The 18,691-nt window shown below is 71.3% G+C and carries 18 protein-coding genes; 6 read left to right on the plus strand and 12 right to left on the minus strand.

The genetic code is table 11. From position 1 onward, the window contains the following. The first annotated feature begins 76 nt into the window (after nt 1-76). Nucleotides 77-1,291 carry a pyridoxal phosphate-dependent aminotransferase gene (locus tag A6F73_RS13330; protein ID WP_063347998.1) on the plus strand — a complete coding sequence of 405 codons (1,215 nt, stop codon included), beginning with the start codon at nt 77-79 and terminating at the stop codon, nt 1,289-1,291. 190 nt (nt 1,292-1,481) lie between these two features. Here A6F73_RS13330 and A6F73_RS13335 read toward each other — a convergent pair whose 3' ends face one another. Then, nucleotides 1,482-3,308 (minus strand): phosphoenolpyruvate carboxykinase (GTP), encoded by a 1,827-nt coding sequence (locus A6F73_RS13335; RefSeq protein ID WP_063347999.1) that lies wholly within the window; start codon nt 3,306-3,308, stop codon nt 1,482-1,484. 285 nt (nt 3,309-3,593) lie between these two features. Here A6F73_RS13335 and A6F73_RS13340 point away from each other — a divergent pair, with 285 nt between their 5' ends. After that, entirely contained in the window at nt 3,594-4,289 is a 696-nt protein-coding gene (locus tag A6F73_RS13340; RefSeq protein ID WP_063351175.1) for a hemolysin III family protein, read from the plus strand. On the opposite strand, the gene A6F73_RS13345 is transcribed toward A6F73_RS13340, so the two are convergent. The 3 genes from A6F73_RS13345 to A6F73_RS13355 form a co-directional block, all read right to left on the minus strand. Further along, nucleotides 4,260-4,742: a hypothetical protein gene (locus tag A6F73_RS13345; RefSeq protein WP_159398445.1), complete on the minus strand. Its 483-nt coding sequence runs from the start codon at nt 4,740-4,742 to the stop codon at nt 4,260-4,262. The genes A6F73_RS13340 and A6F73_RS13345 overlap by 30 nt on opposite strands. A gap of 371 nt (nt 4,743-5,113) precedes the next feature. Then, nucleotides 5,114-5,962, minus strand: coding sequence for a hypothetical protein (locus tag A6F73_RS41420; RefSeq protein ID WP_063348001.1), 849 nt, complete (start codon nt 5,960-5,962; stop codon nt 5,114-5,116). 8 nt (nt 5,963-5,970) lie between these two features. Continuing rightward, a complete protein-coding gene (locus A6F73_RS13355) occupies nt 5,971-6,645 on the minus strand; it encodes a papain-like cysteine protease family protein (protein WP_063348002.1) in 675 nt (224 codons plus the stop codon). 265 nt (nt 6,646-6,910) lie between these two features. Between A6F73_RS13355 and A6F73_RS43085 the strand changes: the two genes are divergently transcribed. Further along, a complete protein-coding gene (locus A6F73_RS43085; protein ID WP_079136260.1) occupies nt 6,911-7,843 on the plus strand; it encodes a hypothetical protein in 933 nt (310 codons plus the stop codon). A 12-nt stretch (nt 7,844-7,855) separates the two neighbouring features. Here the strand turns inward: A6F73_RS43085 and A6F73_RS13370 are convergent, their stop codons facing one another. Together A6F73_RS13370 and A6F73_RS13375 are read right to left on the minus strand one after the other, a co-directional pair. After that, complete coding sequence (locus A6F73_RS13370) at nt 7,856-8,476, minus strand: hypothetical protein (protein ID WP_063348005.1); 621 nt, start codon at nt 8,474-8,476, stop codon at nt 7,856-7,858. Then, on the minus strand, nt 8,473-10,224 hold the full coding sequence (locus A6F73_RS13375; protein ID WP_063348006.1) for an alpha/beta hydrolase: 1,752 nt from the start codon (nt 10,222-10,224) through the stop codon (nt 8,473-8,475). Before A6F73_RS13375 ends, A6F73_RS13370 begins: the two co-directional genes overlap by 4 nt. A 67-nt stretch (nt 10,225-10,291) precedes the next feature. Between A6F73_RS13375 and A6F73_RS13380 the strand changes: the two genes are divergently transcribed. Then, nucleotides 10,292-10,648 carry a hypothetical protein gene (locus A6F73_RS13380; RefSeq protein WP_159398447.1) on the plus strand — a complete coding sequence of 119 codons (357 nt, stop codon included), beginning with the start codon at nt 10,292-10,294 and terminating at the stop codon, nt 10,646-10,648. Here A6F73_RS13380 and A6F73_RS13385 read toward each other — a convergent pair. The 4 genes from A6F73_RS13385 to mca all read right to left on the minus strand — a co-directional run bounded on the left by A6F73_RS13385 (nt 10,639) and on the right by mca (nt 14,887). After that, the gene (locus A6F73_RS13385) at nt 10,639-11,514 is read right to left on the minus strand and encodes a GNAT family N-acetyltransferase (RefSeq protein WP_063348008.1); all 876 of its coding nucleotides are present in this window, start codon (nt 11,512-11,514) and stop codon (nt 10,639-10,641) included. The two genes, A6F73_RS13380 and A6F73_RS13385, sit on opposite strands and share 10 nt — an antisense overlap. Before the next feature lie 39 nt (nt 11,515-11,553). Continuing rightward, nucleotides 11,554-13,662 carry a thioredoxin domain-containing protein gene (locus A6F73_RS13390; protein ID WP_063348009.1) on the minus strand — a complete coding sequence of 703 codons (2,109 nt, stop codon included), beginning with the start codon at nt 13,660-13,662 and terminating at the stop codon, nt 11,554-11,556. A 78-nt stretch (nt 13,663-13,740) separates the two neighbouring features. Further along, nucleotides 13,741-13,932 (minus strand): hypothetical protein, encoded by a 192-nt coding sequence (locus A6F73_RS13395; RefSeq protein WP_063348010.1) that lies wholly within the window; start codon nt 13,930-13,932, stop codon nt 13,741-13,743. 49 nt (nt 13,933-13,981) lie between these two features. After that, nucleotides 13,982-14,887, minus strand: a complete 906-nt coding sequence (gene mca, locus A6F73_RS13400; RefSeq protein WP_063351176.1) for a mycothiol conjugate amidase Mca — start codon at nt 14,885-14,887, stop codon at nt 13,982-13,984. Nucleotides 14,888-15,127: 240 nt separating this feature from the next. Here mca and A6F73_RS13405 point away from each other — a divergent pair, with 240 nt between their 5' ends. Together A6F73_RS13405 and greA are read left to right on the plus strand one after the other, a co-directional pair. After that, nucleotides 15,128-15,544, plus strand: a complete 417-nt coding sequence (locus tag A6F73_RS13405) for a DUF4307 domain-containing protein (protein ID WP_063348011.1) — start codon at nt 15,128-15,130, stop codon at nt 15,542-15,544. A gap of 422 nt (nt 15,545-15,966) precedes the next feature. Next, entirely contained in the window at nt 15,967-16,467 is a 501-nt protein-coding gene (gene greA, locus A6F73_RS13410; protein ID WP_063348012.1) for a transcription elongation factor GreA, read from the plus strand. A gap of 127 nt (nt 16,468-16,594) precedes the next feature. Here the strand turns inward: greA and A6F73_RS13415 are convergent, their stop codons facing one another. Then, nucleotides 16,595-17,416, minus strand: a complete 822-nt coding sequence (locus tag A6F73_RS13415) for an ABC transporter permease (RefSeq protein WP_244293626.1) — start codon at nt 17,414-17,416, stop codon at nt 16,595-16,597. A 37-nt stretch (nt 17,417-17,453) separates the two neighbouring features. Next, nucleotides 17,454-18,560 carry an ATP-binding cassette domain-containing protein gene (locus A6F73_RS13420; RefSeq protein WP_079135654.1) on the minus strand — a complete coding sequence of 369 codons (1,107 nt, stop codon included), beginning with the start codon at nt 18,558-18,560 and terminating at the stop codon, nt 17,454-17,456. Nucleotides 18,561-18,691: the final 131 nt, after the last annotated feature.

Raw genomic sequence — 18,691 nt, forward strand, 5'->3', positions numbered from 1 at the left:
GGCCGCTCCGGGCGGTCCGGTGCGCGTCCCGGGACGCGCACCGGAGTGCCCGGAGGTACCCCTAAAGTAGGCAGGCATGCAGGTCATCCAGTCCAGCAAGCTCGCCAATGTCTGCTACGACATCCGCGGCCCGGTACTCGACGAGGCGATGCGGCTGGAGGAACAGGGCCACCGCATCCTCAAGCTCAACACCGGCAACCCCGCCGTCTTCGGCTTCGAGGCACCGCCGGAGATCCTCCAGGACATCCTGCGCAACCTCTCGACCGCGCACGGGTACGGCGACTCCAAGGGCCTGCTCGCCGCCCGCCGCGCGGTGGTCATGCACTACGAGGACCGCGGCCTGCACGGGCTGAGCGTCGAGGACGTCTTCCTCGGCAACGGCGTCTCCGAGCTGATCCAGCTGGCCATGACCGCCCTGCTGGACGACGGCGACGAGGTGCTCGTCCCGGCGCCCGACTACCCGTTGTGGACCGCCTCGGTCTCGCTGGCCGGCGGCACCGCGGTGCACTACCGCTGCGACGAGCAGGCCGAGTGGTACCCGGACCTCGCCGACATCGAGGCCAAGGTCACCGACCGGACCCGGGCCATCGTGGTGATCAACCCGAACAACCCGACCGGCGCGGTCTACCCGCGCGAGGTGCTGGAGGGCATCGTCGAGATCGCCCGCCGGCACCGGCTGGTGGTCTACGCGGACGAGATCTACGACAAGATCCTCTACGACGACGCCGAGCACATCCCGCTGGCCACCCTGGCGCCCGACCTCTTCTGCGTCACCTTCAACGGCCTGTCCAAGGCGTACCGGGTCGCGGGCTTCCGCTCCGGCTGGATGGTGCTCTCCGGCGACCGGCAGCGGGCCCACAGCTACATCGAGGGCCTGGCCGTGCTGGCCTCGATGCGGCTGTGCGCCAACATGCCCGCCCAGCACGCGGTGGCCGCCGCGCTCGGAGGGCGGCAGTCGATCCGCGACCTGGTGCTGCCCGGCGGGCGGCTGCTCGCCTCGCGCGACGCGGCGTACCGGCTGCTCAACGAGATCCCGGGGGTCAGCTGCGTCAAGCCCAAGGGCGCGCTGTACGCGTTCCCGCGGCTGGACCCGAAGGTCTACAAGATCAAGGACGACGCCCAGATGGTGCTGGACCTGCTGCGCTCCCAGCGCATCCTGCTGGTCCAGGGCACCGGCTTCAACTGGCCCGAGCCGGACCACTTCCGGCTGGTCACGCTGCCCCGGGCGGAGGAGATCACCGACGCGGTGACCCGGATCGGCGACTTCCTGAACGGCTACACCCAGCCGTAGCGCTGGAACAGCTGCACCCAGCCGCGACCCCCGCGCCCGGCGCGCGGGGAAAGCACTACGGCCGGAGTCCCGGCCCGGGCGGTCTCCTTGGTCGGGGAAAGACCGTCCGGGGGAACTCCGGCCGTCCTGTCACTCGGCGGGCGCGCGGTTCGTGCCGCGCGACCGCCTCTCGCTCTGCTGAGGCTCAGGCTCAGCCGAGACGCGCGACGAGGCTCCGGTACTCGTCCCACAGCTCCTTCGGGGTGTGGTCGCCGAACAGCTCCAGGTGGGCCGGCACCAGCGCGGCCTCCTGGCGCCAGATGTCGGCGTCCACGGTGAAGAGCAGGTCGAGGTCCTCCTTGGACAGCTTCAGGTCGCCGAGGTCGAAGCCGTCGACGGTCGGCAGCACGCCGATCGGGGTCTCGACGCCCTCGCCGGTGCCCTCCAGGCGCTCGACGATCCACTTGAGGACGCGGCTGTTCTCGCCGTAGCCCGGCCAGACGAACGCGCCCTCGGCGTTCTTGCGGAACCAGTTGACGTAGTAGATCTTCGGCAGCTTCTCGGCGTCCGCCTGGGCGCCGACCTTCAGCCAGTGGGCGAAGTAGTCGCCCATGTTGTAGCCGCAGAACGGCAGCATCGCGAACGGGTCGCGGCGCAGCTCGCCGACGGTGCCCTCGGCGGCGGCGGTCTTCTCGGACGCGATGTTGGCGCCGAGGAAGACGCCGTGCTGCCAGGTGAAGGACTCGGTCACCAGCGGGACGGCGGTGGCGCGGCGGCCGCCGAACAGGATCGCCGAGATCGGCACGCCCGACTGGTCCTCCCACTCGGGGGCGATGGTCGGGCACTGCGCGGCCGGGACGGCGAAGCGGGCGTTCGGGTGGGCGGCCGGGGTGCCGGACTCGGGGGTCCAGTCGTTGCCGCGCCAGTCGGTGAGGTGCGCCGGGGGCTCCTCGGTCAGGCCCTCCCACCACACGTCGCCGTCGTCGGTCAGCGCGACATTGGTGAAGACCGTGTTGCCCCACAGGGTGTCGATGGCGTTGGCGTTGGTGTCCACGCCGGTGCCGGGGGCGACGCCGAAGAAACCGGCCTCGGGGTTGATCGCGTAGAGCTGGCCGTCGGCGCCGAAGCGCATCCAGGCGATGTCGTCGCCGATCGTCTCGACCTTCCAGCCCGGGACGGTCGGCTGGAGCATGGCCAGGTTGGTCTTGCCGCAGGCCGACGGGAAGGCGGCGGCGACGTACTTGACCTCGCCGGACGGCGGGGTGAGCTTCAGGATCAGCATGTGCTCGGCCAGCCAGCCCTCGTCACGGGCCATGGTCGAGGCGATGCGCAGTGCGTAGCACTTCTTGCCGAGCAGGGCGTTGCCGCCGTAGCCGGAGCCGAAGGACCAGATCTCCCGGGTCTCCGGGAAGTGCGAGATGTACTTGGTGCTGTTGCACGGCCACGGCACGTCCGCCTGGGCCTCGGCCAGCGGGGCGCCGACGGTGTGCACGGCCTTGACGAAGTCGCCGTCCTCGCCGAGCTGGTCCAGCACCGCCTTGCCCATGCGGGTCATCACGCGCATCGACACGGCGACGTAGGCGGAGTCGGTGATCTCGACGCCGTACGCGGCCAGCGGGGAACCGACCGGGCCCATCGAGAAGGGCACGACGTACATCGTGCGGCCCTTCATCGCGCCGCGGAACAGTCCCTTCTCGCCCTGGAAGACCTCCCGCATCTCGGCCGGGGCCTTCCAGTTGTTGGTCGGACCGGCGTCCTTCTCCTGCTCGGAGCAGATGTAGGTGCGGTCCTCCACGCGCGCCACGTCCGTCGGGTCCGAGGCGGCGTAGTAGGAGTTGGGGCGCTTTTCCTCGTTGAGCTTCTTGAAGGTGCCCTGAGCCACCAGCAGGTCCGCGAGGCGCTGGTACTCCTCGTCGGAGCCGTCGCACCACTCGATGCGGTCCGGCTGGGTGAGCTCGGCGATCTCGTTCACCCACGCGAGCAGGCGCTGGTGGCGGGTGGGCGCGGAGGCGCTGAGAGCAGAGATCTCGTACGACACGATCGCTCCGTTTCACACCATCTCGGCGAGGAGGTGGCGTAGCGGGGGTCTGAGGGTGCTTGCAGCGTAGCTCCGGCTTCGACGCCAAACTGAGGCACAGCGTCGAAATTGACTCATCTTTTACTACAGTAAGTACGATTACCGGCCAGTAATAGGTCGTCCACATCCCGGCCCGGACGCCCCCGCAGGCACCTCGAACACTCCAAAACGTCCAAGAGTGATGATCGCCACTTTCCTACGCGTCAGTAACCTACGGCCCCGTAGGTAGCGGGTAGCATGCTGCGCATGACTGCTGAGCTCGTCGAGAGCACGGAGAACGAGGGCGCGGAGAACGAGGCCTCGGGACGCAAGCCGAAGTGGCGCGGCTGGCTGCACGCCGGGATGTTCCCCGCCACCGTCGCCGCCGGGATCGTGCTGATCTGCCTGGCCGACTCCACCCCCGCCAAGATCGCCTGCGCGATCTACTCGATCAGCGCCTGGCTGCTGTTCGGGGTCAGCGCGGTCTACCACCGCTTCGACTGGGGCCCGCGCGGGGACGCCGTGCTGCGGCGGCTGGACCACGCGAACATCTTCCTGATCATCGCGGGCACCTACACGCCGTTCACGATCCTGCTGCTCAAGGGCGCCGACCAGCAGGTGCTGCTCTGGGTGGCCTGGGGCGGCGCGCTGGCCGGAATAGCGTTCCGGGTGTTCTGGGTCGGCGCGCCGCGCTGGCTGTACACGCCGGTGTACATCGCGCTCGGCTGGGCCGCCGCCTTCTTCCTGCCGGACTTCCTGCACGCCGGCGGCGTCGCCGTCCTGGTACTGATGATCGTCGGCGGAGTGCTCTACAGCATCGGCGGCGTGGTGTACGGGCTCAAGCGGCCCAATCCGTCACCGCGCTGGTTCGGCTTCCACGAGGTGTTCCACGCCTTCACCCTGGGCGCGTTCATCGTGCAGTACGTCGGGGTCTCACTGGTGGCGTACAGCGCGGCCGGCTGAACCCGGCGCGCCACGGCGGGCGGCCGCGCGGTCCACGGACCGGGCGACCGCCCGTTCCGCTGTCCAGGGGCGCTCGTACGGCGCCCGGCCCTGCGGGCGGCGCGAGTACGGCGGGTGGTCCGCCGCGCCGGCCTCCGGCCACGGCTCCACCGCCGGCCCGGCGGTGCGGCCACGCGCCTGCCGGGCGTCCAGCGCCTCGCGGGCCCGGCGGCAGCGCTCGCAGTGCGCGGCGTCCGGGGTGACGGCCGACGGCCGGTGCCCCCGCGGGGCGGCCGGCCGGTGCAGCGCCCGCCAACGGCGACCCACGTAGACCATGAGCAGCAGCACCTCGACCCCGGCGACGACCAGGACCAGCATCGCCCCGTTGATCAGATAGGCCGCGACCACGGCGAGCGCGGACGCCACCACCACCGCCGCACCCCACACCTGGGCGCTCGACTCCCTACCGGCCATTCGACTCCCCTTTCCCGGCGCCGGGCTCGTGGTCGGCTCCGGCCGCCCCACCCCTTCTCCGCTCTCGGCACGCGTCAGTCAGCACTGACCGATTGCCACATGGTATCTACCGTCCGTCACCCGGAGCTGCCCCCGGGCGGCGAACGACAGATCAACGTTGCGTCAATTCCTTGTGCGGAAGCATTACTTCCAGGACACACCACGCAGCGCGCCCGCTCGGCTACAGGTTGACGCGCCGGGGCCGCACGCAGCACGGCGGGGCCCGGCTGTATCAGCCGGACCCCGCCGCATGTCTCGCATGGCGTACGTGTCGTGCACGTCGCACACGTCGTGCATGTCGTGCACGTCGTGCATGTCTTACCCGAGAGGCCCTACCCCCGTCGGACACCCGCCCTGCGCCGCACGGCCGCACCCGCGCCCACGAGCGCGGTGACGCCCAGGGCCGCGGCCGCCGTCACGGCCGGCAGCGCCGAACCGCCGCCCGCCGCCCGCTCCTGGTCGGCCGCCAGCTGGTAGCCGCCGCCCTTGCCCTCCCGGTCGTACGCCGAGCCGGGCAGCTTGTCCCCGTACCGCTGGTGCACCAGCTTCTGGTACGCGGCCAGCGACACCCCGCCCGCGCCCACCGAGCGCCGGGCCTCGTCGTCCAGCGGCAGCACCCGGCCGTCGCGCAGCACGTACCAGGCGTTCACCTGCGGCTCGCGGAACGCCGTACCGCCCCCGCCGCCGGCCGCCTTCGCCGCGTAGTCGCTCTCGTCACCACCGGAGGCGATGTTGACCACCCGCCAGGAGTCACCCTGCCGGATCGTCCACACCGAGGCCGTCTGCCCGTCCGCCGCGACCACCTTGCTCGCGGTGAACTCGGCCTTCGCCACCGGCGCACCCGGGGCGCCGGCCACGAAACCCGCGTCCAGGGTGTACACCGGCACGGTGTCGCCGGCCAGCCGCGGCGCGGCCGCGCTCGCCGCCTGCGCCTCCTGCGCCGCGCCGATGGTCAGCTGCTGGGTCGGCGGGACGCCCTTGCGGGCGAAGAAGTGGCCCACCTTGTCGAGGACGGCCTGGTCCTGGACCACGCCACGGGCGTTCGCCAGGTCCGCGGCGGGCACCGGCACCGGGGCGCCGGCCGGCCCGTCCGCGTGCGCGGCCGGGGCCAACGCCAGCCCGAGGCCGGCAGCGAGCAGGGCGGTGACGGCGGCCCGACGGGCCTTTCCGAGGTCAGTCATGGTCGCCCTCACGCGCCGATCCGGTACAGGGAGTGGGTCCACGAGAACGTGTTGTTGTTCACGTAGTAGTTGTAGTCCGCCCAGTTGTAGCGGTAGTTGGACGGCCACGGGTCGCCCCAGTACACCCAGTTGCTGCTGGTGTCGTAGCCGTAGACGACGTGCATGTGCCCGCCGCCGGAACTCCACTGGATCCGGGTCTCGATCGGCCGGTTCGCGTCCACCTCGGCCTGCACGGTGCTGTAGCGCAGGTAGCCGGTGACGTACGAACCCGGGTTGATGCCGGCCCAGTCCAGCCCGTTCTGCACATCGGCCAGCGAAGCCTGGCTGTTGGGGCAGCTGGAGTTGGCCGAACGGCCGAACGCGGCGTTGCAGAACTGGTTCTGGCTGTAGTTGTAGCCGAACCAGGTGGCGATGGTGTTCCCGCTCGCCGCCCAGCACCAGTTGGTCTGCTGTTGCTGCTGCATGGTGATGTTGAGCTTCTTGAACGTGCCGGCCAGATCGGCCGTGCTGCCGGGCGCGGCAGCCTGGCGAACCTGCGCCTGGGCGCGGTCCTGGACGGGAGCGAGGTCCTGGGCGGGGGCGGCGAGCGCCGGAGCGGCCGCCACCGCGGTCAGCGCCGGGCCCAGCACGCCGAGGGCGAGCAGCGAGACCGCGCGGCGCAGCCGTATCCGTGGAACTGGCATGGGGGAAATGCCTCCTTGCACAAGCGGAGCGAGGTGCTGTGTGGGGGCGCGGTCCGGATCGCGCCATGAGCATCCCGCCACCCTCGGAGGCCGGTCAACGACCCTAAGGACCACCACAGTTCAGGTGTGAACGACCGGTCACAGGTGTGAACGCCACCCCGAAAACCCCCGCGTGGCACACCAGGACCGGTGACAAACCGCCGCCCTGATGTGAATATTCACGGTCAAACACGGTCTGCCCGCACCCGTCCCCCAGGAGGCCGTCATCCACCGCACCGACCAGGCCGACCTCACCGCCGCCCTCCGAACCGGCCCCTTCCACCTCGCCCTGCGCACCGCCATCGCCACCCGCGGCCTCACCCTCCACCGCATCCGACGCCACCTCGCCCTGCGCGGCGTCCACGTCGGCCTCACCAGCCTCAGCTACTGGCAACAAGGCCGCCGCCGCCCCGAACGCCCCGAATCCCTCCGCGCCGTCACCGCCCTCGAAGACGTCCTCGACCTCCCCGAACACTCCCTCACCCGCCTGCTCGGCCCCCGCCGCGCCGCCGACACCACCCCCGCCGGCCCGCCCGTACGCCCCTACCGCGACCTCATCTCCCCCGCCACCGCCGTCGACGACCTGCTCGCCACCATCGCCGGCCCCCGCGACACCGGCCTGCACACCATCACCCACATCGAACGCATCCGCCTCGGCCCCGACCGCCAACTCGCCCGCCGCGACTCCCAACACGCCCTCCGCGCCCACCGCGACGGCATCGACCGCTACCTCGCCCTCTACCAGGGCGACCCCGGCAGCGACATCACCCGCGTCGGCGTCCGCGCCGAAGAGAACTGCCGCCCCGGCCGCATCCGCCGCGACCAGACCCACCACCTGCTCGTCGCCGAACTCCTCCTCGACCGCCGCCTACGCGCCGGCGACACCCACCTCCTCGGCTACGGCTTCGACGACACCCCCTCCCCCGACCCCAGCTGCGAATACGTCCGCGGCTTCAACTCCGGCGCTGGCCAGTACGTCCTCCAGATCACCTTCCACCCCGCCGCCCTCCCCGTCCGCTGCCACCGCTTCGCCCTCCACTCCCCGGGCGAAGCCCCCTACGAGACGGAGGAACTGACCCTGGACGGCCACCACTGCGTCCACCTGGTCGCAACGGCACTGCGACCGTGCCTACTGGGAATCAGGTGGGACTGGGAGTGACGGGGGGCGGCGTCAGTGCGACCAGTACGGGTCGTCGACCACATCGACCTTGGCGTCGAGCGATGTTCGGACGAGCGGGGGCACGGGCTTGTACTCATGGGCGGTCTGGTACAGCACCCCATAAGCCGCTGCCCTGAACGTCACCAAGTAGGTCGAGTCCTGCTGTGGCCTCGCGTAGAACGTCAGGAACGTCTCACCGTCGAGCTGTCCGATTCCCCTCAGGGACTGGACCTCTTCAGAGGGGGCCGACCGGTCGGCCCCTCGGCTCCCGAGTGCGTTCCAGGCCTGAGTCACCTGGTCCATCAGGGTCGGCAGTTTCGCCCGTGAGATCACGGTCCTACTGATGACGACCTCCGTGACAACCGACCCCATGCTCGGCTCGCCGTCCCAGAGGTCGTCCTCCCGCTGCACCTCGAACTCGGCCCCCGCGTGGGTGAGTGAGGGTGAAATACCGTCCATGGTGACGCGCAGCACATGGTCGATCCGGCTCTTCGCCTCGCCCGTACCCACCCGGCCCGATCGATCGGCCAACGCCAATGGCCCGTACCCGTTGGCGAACAGCACCGCGCCGAGGGCCACCGCGACGACGAACGACAGCACGATCGAGCCGATCACCTTCCAGCGGGTCGTCATCGGCCCTCCGTCAGGTGAACGTCGTCGGCCTTGCCCGTCACGATCGACGCGATGTTGCCCAGCGAGGGGCCGCCGGTCTCCGGGGCCAGGTACTTGGTGTGCATCCCGAAGTCCTCCCAGCTCCACGACTTGCTCCAGCCGTCGACTGTGAAGCGCTTGGCCCCGAAGGACTCGCTCGCCGGGTCTCTCCCGTACCAAAGGTCGTGCGGGTCGGCCCCGATCAACCCGCCGAAGGGCCAGGGCGCCGTCGCGGCGGTTGCCGAGGGGATTTGGGTGACCGGGTCATTGCCGGCCGCGCCCGCCCACACATGCCCGGCGGGCATCCCCAGGTCCGAGGCATGCGTCACGCCGACACCGGGACTACCGATGATCACCACGTCGTCCGGCAGCGTGTAGTTCCCCTGGTGGGCGGCCATCTTCGTGGCCTGTCCGACGAGGAGCGAGCCGTAACTGTGCCCCATCGAGGTGATGTGCGGGCCCTGGCCGCTCGTATTGGTCGCCCGGAGCCCGGTGACGAACCTCGCGTAATCGGGTGCACCCTTGACCGCCCGCTCGGGCGTGGCCGCTTTGATGTCGATGTCCGGCGGGTCGTAGCCGAGCCAGATGATGGAGGCCGCCGATCCACCGGGCTTGATCTTCTTGTTGGCCTCTCGCCAGACGTTCAAGGCGTTTTCCGCCTCGTTGGTGCCGGGCGTGGTGTCCGGCTTCGCCGGGCCGAGCGAGCCGGGAGTGGTGGTGATTCCTGGCACGTAGGAGGAGATGTCGGTGGCGGTATCGGGGTTTCCGAAGGAAAGGATCGCGCGGCCCTGGCCTTCGGTGCCGATGCCGATCAGGTAGGTGCGCGGCCGACCGTCCGTCGCCTTGGAGTCCTGGTAGAGGCGGTCCCGGATGGGCCTGAGCTTCTTGTACTCCGCCTCTTCCTCCTTCGTCCGGTTCCTGCCTTCGAGTTCCTTCACTCGCTTCTCCAGGTACGTCTGGTTAACGCCGTCCCGCACCTCCACCGGGACCCCGTCCAGGTTTCCGATGTTCTCCGGGTGGTGGTCGATGTACCACTGCCGGCCCACCGGGTCGAGGCCGTTCCACCAGTTGTTGACCTCCGTCGGGGGCGCCCCCACGGCGGGCATGTCCCTGAGGTACGGGGAGCCCGGGCTGTTCGCCGCCTTCTGGTCGGCCTCGGCGACGGCGAGGGTCAGCCCCGACTTGCTGGTGGCGTGCTGGGTGAAGCCCTTGAGCAGCCCCGCCAGGGTCTGGTCGGCCGCACTCGCCTCCGTGATGGCGGCATTGATCCGCTTGGCGACGTCCTCGGCCGCCGTCTTCTGTTTCGTCTCCCAGGTGGCGTCCACGGGGCCGGTCGCCGGGGGCCAGCTCACCGTCCCGGTGTCGCTGACCGTCAGTCCCTTGGCGGTGGCGTCGACGAGGGCCTGCCGGAGTTTCGACTGGGCGAGCCCGAAGAGGTCCGCGTGGTCCCGTAGGGTCTGGCCGATGGCGGCCAGTTCGGTTTCGGCGGCGTGCAGTTGGCTGGTGGTGCCGTCCAGTGAGTGGAAGGCGGCGTCGGCCGCCGGGCCGGTCCAGCCGGATCCGTGGACCCGGTCGGCGGTACCGCTCTTCCAGTCGGCGGTGTGCTGCGTGTACGCCTTGTGCAGCGCGTCGTAGGCGTCCGCCGCCGTGTGCAGGTCCTCCGGCTTGGCGTTCTTCAGGCTCGCGAGATCGAGGCGGTTCTCTCCCGCTTGCCGATCCGTGTCAACCATGAGTGCACCCCCCAGTACTCGCCGCTACCATAGCCCACGACCGACATCGGACGTCCGGGGGGACATCGTGCCGAGCGACCCAGGATTCACCGTCAAACCAGGCGAGTTGACCGCGGCCGGGAACAGCGCGCTGGCCGTCGCCGGGAAAGTGCCCGACGAGACCGCGAAGTTGGCCGAGCCGAGCGCCAAGGCGGCCGGGAGTCTGGCGGGTTGGCAGAGCGGGGCGGCGTTGCAGGGGTGCGGTGCGGCCTGGAAGGCGCTGTTGGACGGCCTGGCCGGTGACATGAAGTCGGCCGGCGGCAATCTGCTGACCTGCGCGCAGACGTATGTGAACGCGGACCATCTGCCGGCACCCGTCGCGGCTTCGGCCGCCGACCCCTTCAACACGAAGGTGGTCGGCGGCCGTCCGGTCGACTACGCGTAACGTCCGTCCTGCGTCGTGAAGTCCAGGGTCAGGCAGTCCTCGACCGGCCGGTAGCCGATCTGCTGGTAGATGGAGTTGCTGGTCGGGTTGGCGAGGTCGGTGTAGAGCAGGACCTCGGCCGCCCCCTGGGCGAGGGCGTGTGCGGAGGCGGCGGCGGTGACGGCGCTGGCGTAGCCGCGTCCGCGCTGGTCGGTCGGGGTGTAGACGGGGCCGATGCGGGACATGCCGGCGATCACCGGGCTGCTGCCGGCCAGGGCGACGGGGCGGCGGCCGTCCTCCCACAGGTGGAGGCCGCCGGTGGCGATCCGGTCGTCGACGGCCTGGGGGATGTTGGGCAGGTCGACCCCGGCTTCGACGAGGAACTCCTCGTACCAGCGGATCGCCAGTTCGCGGTCGGCCGGTGTGGCGGGTCGGTGGTGGCCGGCGGGCGGGCGGGGCGGGTCGGTCAACTCGCCGAGCCGGTAGAGCCGTTCGTTGAAGCGGACGGACTGGTCGGCGCCGGTGACGGCGGTCCAGGCCGCGGCGAAGGCCCTGACCGCGTCCGCACCTCCGCCGACGCCGGACACCTCGGTGAACTCGCTCCCGGCGGCGGCCAGTTCGACCGCCAGCTCGGCTGCCGCCGCCGGTGTGCAGGAGAGCCGGGGGCTGAACGGCGGCGTCTGGAGGAAGGCTCCTTCGACCGGGCCGCCGTCCACCGGGCGCCACCAGCCGAAGACCGGTGGCCGCTGCCCGAACACGTCCAGGCCGCGTTCGGCCAGCCGGTGGACGACCGTGAGCAGGACGGTGCTCTCGGCCGGGCGGGCGGCGAGGAATTCTTCCGCGTGGCGCCGGAAGTCGTCGAACGAGCTGCTCAAGGTCCAGGTCATGGCCCATTCTGGCCCGGCCGCGCCCCTCCCACCAGCGGATTATTCGACGACGACGCCCAGCCGCTCGCCGAGGACTGCCGGGTCGGTGGTCGGCGCTTCGCAGGCGAAGTGCCGGCAGACGTAGGCGGCGGGCGCTCCGCCGACCAGCGGCCGGTCCGCCAGCAGCGGCACCTCCGCGCCACCGTCCTCCGCTGAACCATCCGCCGGGCTCTCCACCGGGCGCGCCGGCGAACCATCCGCCGGGCCCGCCGGCGAGCCCACCGCGACGACCGCCCCGGGCGCGGTGCCGAGTAGTGCGGCCCGGCGCAGTGCGGCGGTGGCCGGGTCGTCGGCCGGGCCGACGACGGCGACTTCGCGCGGCCCGTCGAGCAGCGCCTCGGCGACGGCGAGGCCCCAGCCGATGAACCGGGGGGCCCGGGACGCGAGCGAGCCGACGATGCCGAGGGCCCGTTCGGCGGCCGTCCGGTGCCGGTCGGAGCCGGTGTAGGCGGCGTAGGTGAGCAGGGCGCCGGCGGCGGCGGTCCAGCCGGACGGGGTGGCGTTGTCGGTGGGGTCCTGGGGGCGCCGGATGAGTTCCTCGGCGTCGTCGGCGGTGTCGTAGAGCGCGCCGGAGGCCTCGTCGGTGAAGTGCTTGAGCACGGTGTCGAGGAGTCCGCCGGCCAGTTGCAGCCAGGCGGCGTCGCCGGTGACGGCGTACAGGGCCAGGAAGCCCTCGGCGGTGTCGGCGTAGTCCTCCAGGACGCCCGCGTTGGTGCCGGCCCGGCCGTCGCGGGAGGTGCGCAGCAGTCGACCGTCGGGGGTGAGGTGGACGGCGAGCAGCAGGTCGGCGGCGCGTTCGGCGGCCTCGACGAGGTCGGGGCGCTCCAGGAGGGCGCCGGTCTCGGCGAGGGCGGCGATGGCGAGGCCGTTCCAGGCGGCGACGACCTTGTCGTCGCGGGCGGGGGCGGGCCGCCGGGTGCGGGCCTCGAACAGCCGGGCGCGGATGGTCTCGTACTCGGCGAAGTCCTCGGGTTCGACGAGGAGTTGGAGGACGGAAGTGCCGTGTTCGAAGGTGCCGCCGGCGGTGACGGTGAACAGCCGGGCGGCGGTGGCCGCGTCGGCGGGGCCGAGCAGGTCGACCAACTGGCCTGGCTCCCACACGTAGTAGGCGCCTTCGGTGGACTTCCCGGTCTCCTCGTCGAGGCTGTCGGCGTCCAGCGCGGATGCGAACGCGCCTTCGGGGGTGCGCAGTTCGCGCAGCAGGAAGTCGGCGGTGGTCAGCGCGGTCCGGCGGGCCAGCGGGGATCCGGTGGCCCGCCACAGGTGCAGGTAGGCACGCAGCAGCAGGGCGTTGTCGTACAGCATCTTCTCGAAGTGCGGCACGACCCAGCCGGCGTCGACCGCGTACCGGGCGAAGCCGCCGCCGAGTTGGTCGTGGATGCCGCCTCGGGCCATCGCCTCGCCGGTGCGGACGGCCATCTCCAGGGCCGCCTCGGAGCCGGTGCGGGCGTGGTGGCGCAGCAGGAACTCGACGACCATGGCCGGCGGGAACTTGGGCGCGCCCCCGAAGCCGCCGTGCCGGTCGTCGAACTCCCGGCTGAGGGTGACCAGCGCCTGGTGCAGGTCGGCGCCGGCGGGCGGGTGGTGGGCACCGGCCGAGTAGACGGCGGCGCGCTCGGCGAGGTCGGCCCGGATCCGCCCGGCGACCTCCGCGACCTCCTGCCGCCGGCCCCGCCAGGCGGCGTCGACGCCTTCCAGCACCTGCCGGAAGGACGGCATCCCGTGCCGGGGCTCGGGCGGGAAGTAGGTGCCGAAGTAGAACGGCTCCTTGTCGGGCGTGAGGAACACCGTCATCGGCCAGCCGCCCTGCCCGGTGGCGGCCTGCACGGCCTCCATGTAGACGGCGTCGACGTCGGGCCGCTCCTCCCGGTCCACCTTGACGGCGACGAACCGCTCGTTCAGGTAACCGGCGACCCCGGCATCCTCGAAGCTCTCGTGGGCCATCACATGACACCAGTGGCACGCCGCATACCCGACGCTGAGCAGCACCGGCACCCCGCGGCGCTGCGCCTCCGCGAAGGCCTCCGGCCCCCAGGGCCACCAGTCGACCGGGTTCTCGGCATGCTGCAGCAGGTACGGCGAGGTCGCGTCCGCGAGACGGTTCGGCATGCCCCCCATCCTCGCGCATCGGGGGCCGGGCGCCGGGACGCCGGCTGCGGCGAGCCGGGCCCCGCGCGCGCCCGCGCGCTACTCCTTGGGGGCTTCCGGCTCCTCCGCGAAGTCGACCTTCTTGAACTGCCGGTTCATGGACTTGGCCAGGAACCAGGTGGCCACGCCGAGGGCGGCGAAGACGACGAAGCCGAGGAGTCCGGGGGTGACCTTGGCGTCGTCGACGGCGAGGTCGGCGGCGAGGTTGACGAGGTTCACGGGGGCGCTCATATCTCTATGGTGGCCCGGCTCACGGGGAGCCGGGCCATCGGGGGGTGGTTCAGTCGCGCGTGTCGGCGGCCTCGACGGCCAGGGTGGGGGTGCGCAGGCCGGCGAACAGGTCGTCCTCCGGCAGGTCCACGTCGATCAGGGTACGGGCGAGTTCGTAGTCCTCGGTGGGCCAGACCTCGCGCTGGACGTCCAGCGGGACGCGGAACCACGGCCCGTCGGGGTCGATCTGGGTGGCGTGGGCGATCAGGGCGCGGTCGCGGGTCTCGAACCAGTCGCCGCAGCTCACCCGGGTGGTGATCTCGCGCTCCTGGCGGCCGCTCTTCTCCCAGCCCGCGATCCACTCGCCGTACGGCGAGTCGTGGCCGTGCTCGGTGAGGTACTGGTGCAGGGCGCGGATGCGGCCCATCGGGAAGCCGTGGTTGTAGTAGACCTTCAGCGGCTGCCAGGGCTCGCCGGCCTCCGGGTAGGCGTCCGGGTCTCCGGCGGCGTCGAAGGCCAGCATGGTGATCTTGTGGGTCATGATGTGGTCGGGGTGCGGGTAGCCGCCGTTCTCGTCGTAGGTCGTGATGACCTGCGGCTTGAACTCCCGGATCAGCCGGACCAGCGGTTCGGCCGCCTCCTTCACGTCCTCCAGGGCGAAGCAGCCCTCGGGCAGCGGGGGCAGCGGGTCGCCCTCGGGCAGGCCGGAGTCGACGAAGCCGAGCCAGGCCTGCTTGACGCCCAGGATCGCCCGGGCCTCGTCCATCTCCTTGCGGCGCACCTCGTGGATGTTCTCCTCGATGTACGGGTCCCCCTGGAGCTTGGGGTTGAGAACCGACCCGCGTTCGCCCCCGGTGCAGGTGGCCACGAGCACGTCCACTCCCTGCTCGACGTACATGGCCATGGTGGCCGCGCCCTTGCTGGACTCGTCGTCCGGGTGGGCGTGCACCGCCATCAGTCGCAACTGCTCAGTCAACGCCTTGCGTTCCTTCCACATATCGGGCGTTCCGCGAAGTCCGGTCCGCCCACCGTACGAGCCGCTCACGTCGGGGCCGCGTCGCCGCGGGACCGGCCGCGGACGTACCCCGGCCCGGTCGAGCCCCGCCCCCGCCGGACCGGCCGCGGGCGTGCCCCTCCTATAGTGACGGACTGGAGGAGCGTCGCATTCCCCCGCACCACTCGCGCGGCCCCTCCCGTCAGGAGAGGACTGGGTCCGATGAACGCGAGCACCACCACCCCGCAGCTGCCCGAGGGGCGCTACGGCCGGCGCGGCGACCGCGATTCGGACCGCCGCCTGAAGGTGGCCGGCGCGGTCTGCGGCGTGCTGGGCCTGGGCCTGGTGGCCTGGCTGGGCGGCTCCTACCTGCTGCGCGAGACCACGATCAACGGCTCGGTACCGACCTTCCAGGCGGTCTCGGACTCCGAGGTCGAGCTGCACCTGGCGGTGCGCAAGAGCGGCGGGACGGCCGGCAGCTGCACGGTCCGCTCGCAGGGGTCGGACGGCTCGGTGGTCGGGGTGGCCGACTTCCCGGTGCCGGCCGGCGGCTCCAGCTACGACGCCGTGGTCACGCTGCGGACCACCGCCCGCGGCACCACCGCCGAACTGCTGGGCTGCACGCCGGCGAAGAAGTAGGCCCGCGAAGAAGCGCGAAGGAGTCCGTCCGGCCGCCTGCGCAGGCGGCCCGCCCGCCGAGTCGCACCGGCACCGCGCCCCGCTCACCGGTACTCTGCCGGGCACCACCGGTACTCTGCCGGACACCGGCGCATAACCGATCGGGAGAACGGGCATCCGTAGGAAGTCCCGCACCCGGCCCGGCACGCACCACCGCCGTACACCGTGGCGCATTCGCTGTACACCGTGGCGCAACGCCGACGTCAATGGCGCGCAAACGACCCTTCTGCTTGTCGGCAGGACTTGTTAGGCTCGTGGTTTCGCCCCTTCCGCACCGGATGGTACGGGAGCGGGCGTTGCTTTGTAGTTACGACCGATATCACCACCAACCCTGCTGACGACTCACACCCGCAGCACAGCCCCAGCACCTACGAGGAGCACCCGTGACCCAGACCAGTGAGAACGTGACCTGGCTCACTCAGGCCGGCTACGACCAGCTGAAGGCCGAGCTGGATCACCTGACCGGGCCCTGGCGCATCGAGATCGCCCAGAAGATCGAGGCGGCGCGCGAGGAGGGGGACCTCAAGGAGAACGCCGGCTATCACGCGGCCAAGGAGGAGCAGGGCAAGTACGAGCTGCGCATCCGCCAGCTGACCCAGCTGCTGGAGCGTGCCAAGGTCGGCGAGGCGCCGGCCGACTCGGGTGTGGTGGCCCCGGGCATGGTCGTCACGGTCGCCTTCGACGGCGACGAGGACGACACCATGGAGTTCCTGCTCGCCTCGCGCGAGGTCGCCGGCTCCGACACCATGGACGTCTACTCGCCGCAGTCGCCGCTGGGCCGCGCGATCGACGGCAAGCAGATCGGCGACGAGGCGACCTACGAGCTGCCGAACGGCAAGCCCGCCATGGTGAAGATCGTCAAGGTCGTGCCGCACGCCGGCTGACCAAGCCTGATCCGGTCTGATCTGGCCTGACCCGGCCTGACCAGACCTGACCAGACCGACCGACCGACGAGGGCGGCCGCGGAGTCCCTGGACTCCGCGGCCGCCCTCGCGGCGTACCGGGCGCGGTTCAGCCCACGGCCGAGCGGTACTTGCGCACCGACAGCCAGGAGAACACCGCGGTGATCAGCACCGACCACAGCACCGACACCAGCGCGGCGTGCTGCATCGGCCAGGTGGCGTCCACCGGGCCGACCTGGTTGCCGAACAGGTCTCGGCAGGCCTGCACGGTGGCGCTGAACGGGTTCCAGTACGCGACCGTCTGCAGCCAGCCCGGCATCGAGCTGACCGGCACGAAGGCGTTGGAGACGAAGGTCAGCGGGAACAGCCAGATCAGGCCGGCCGAGGTGGCCGCCTCGGGGCTGCGCACCGAGAGGCCGATCAGCGCGCCGATCCAGGAGAACGCGTAGCCGAGCAGGAGCAGCAGGCCGAAGGCGCCGAGCGCGTTGAGCACGCCGTCGTGGATCCGCCAGCCGACCAGCAGCGCGACCAGGGCCAGCACGATCACGGTGAACGCGGTCTGGCACAGGTCGGCGAGGGTGCGGCCGACCAGCACCGCCGAGCGGGCCATCGGCAGCGAGCGGAAGCGGTCCACCAGGCCCTTGGTCATGTCCTCCGCGATCCCGGCGGAGGCGCCGGCGACGGCGAAGGTGACGGTCTGGGCGAAGATGCCGGCCATCAGGAACTGGATGTACGAGTCGGAGCTGGAGCTCGCCCCGGGGATCTTGATCGCCCCGCCCATCACGTACGAGAACAGCAGCACGAACATGACCGGCTGCATCAGCCCGAAGACCACGATCTCGGGGATCCTGGTCATCCGGCGCAGGTTGCGCTTGGCGACCACCCAGGAGTCGTGCAGGGTGGCGGCGATGCCGCGGCGCTGCCTGGGCATCGCCTCGCCGATGGCGTGCTCGGTGGCGGTGCTCATCTCAGCGCTCCGTTCCGGCCGCGACGGCCTGCTTGTCCGGTCCCTGGCCGTCGGAGCCGTCCGGCCCCTCGGCGGACGGCCCCTCGGCGGGCGGCCCCTCGGCGGACGGCCCGCCCTTGCCCCGGCCGCCCCGGCCGCGGCCGCCGGAGCCGCTCTCCTCCTCCACCGTCTCGGCGACGTGGCCGGTGAGGGTGAGGAACACGTCGTCCAGGGTCGGGCGGCGCAGGCCGATGTCGTCGATCTCGATGCCGCGGGCGTCGAGTTCGCGGATGACGTCGGCGAGCACCCGGGCGCCGCCGCTGACCGGCACGGTGATCCGGCGGGTGTTCTTCTCCACCGCCGGCTCGCCCAGCGCGTACCCGGACAGCGCCGCGACCGCGTCGGCGACCAGGCCCGGCTCGTGCACCACGACCTCTATCCGCTCGCCGCCGATCTGGGCCTTGAGCTGGTCGGCGGTGCCGCGGGCGATCACCCGGCCGTGGTCGACGACGGCGATGTCGTGCGCCAGCCGGTCGGCCTCCTCCAGGTACTGGGTGGTGAGCAGCAGCGTGGTGCCCTGCTCGACCAGGGTCTCGATGACCTCCCAGAGCGCGAGCCGGTTGCGCGGGTCGAGGCCGGTGGTCGGCTCGTCGAGGAACATCACCGGCGGCCGGACGACCAGCGCGGCGGCGAGGTCGAGGCGGCGGCGCATGCCGCCGGAGTAGGTCTTGGCGGTGCGGTCCTTGGCCTCGGTGAGGTTGAACCACTCCAGCAGCTCCAGCGCCCTCACCTTCGCCTGACGGGCGCTCATCTGGTAGAGCTCGCCGACCATCTGGAGGTTCTCGAAGCCGGTGAGGTACTCGTCGACCGCCGCGTACTGGCCGGACAGGCCGATCAGGCTGCGGACCTTGTTGGGGTGCTTGAGCACGTCGACGCCGGCGACCACCGCGCGGCCCGAGTCGGGGCGCAGCAGGGTGGCGAGGACCCGCACGGTGGTGGTCTTGCCGGCGCCGTTCGGGCCGAGCAGCCCGAGCACCGTGCCCTCGGGGACGTCGAGGCTGACGCCGTCCAGGGCTCGTACGTCGCCGAAGGTCTTGACCAGGTTCTCGGCTTGGATGGCTGGCGCCATGGCCTGCCTCATCTCCTCGGACGAATATGGGCGATCTGTCACACTCTGCCCCTTTTTCGGGCATGCGGGCGACTCGGTTTTCGCCTACCAGGACACAGAACGCGATGTATCGCGAGTCTGGCAGCACGCGA

The organism is Streptomyces sp. MJM8645 (genome assembly GCF_001625365.1).
Taxonomy (GTDB): domain Bacteria; phylum Actinomycetota; class Actinomycetes; order Streptomycetales; family Streptomycetaceae; genus Kitasatospora.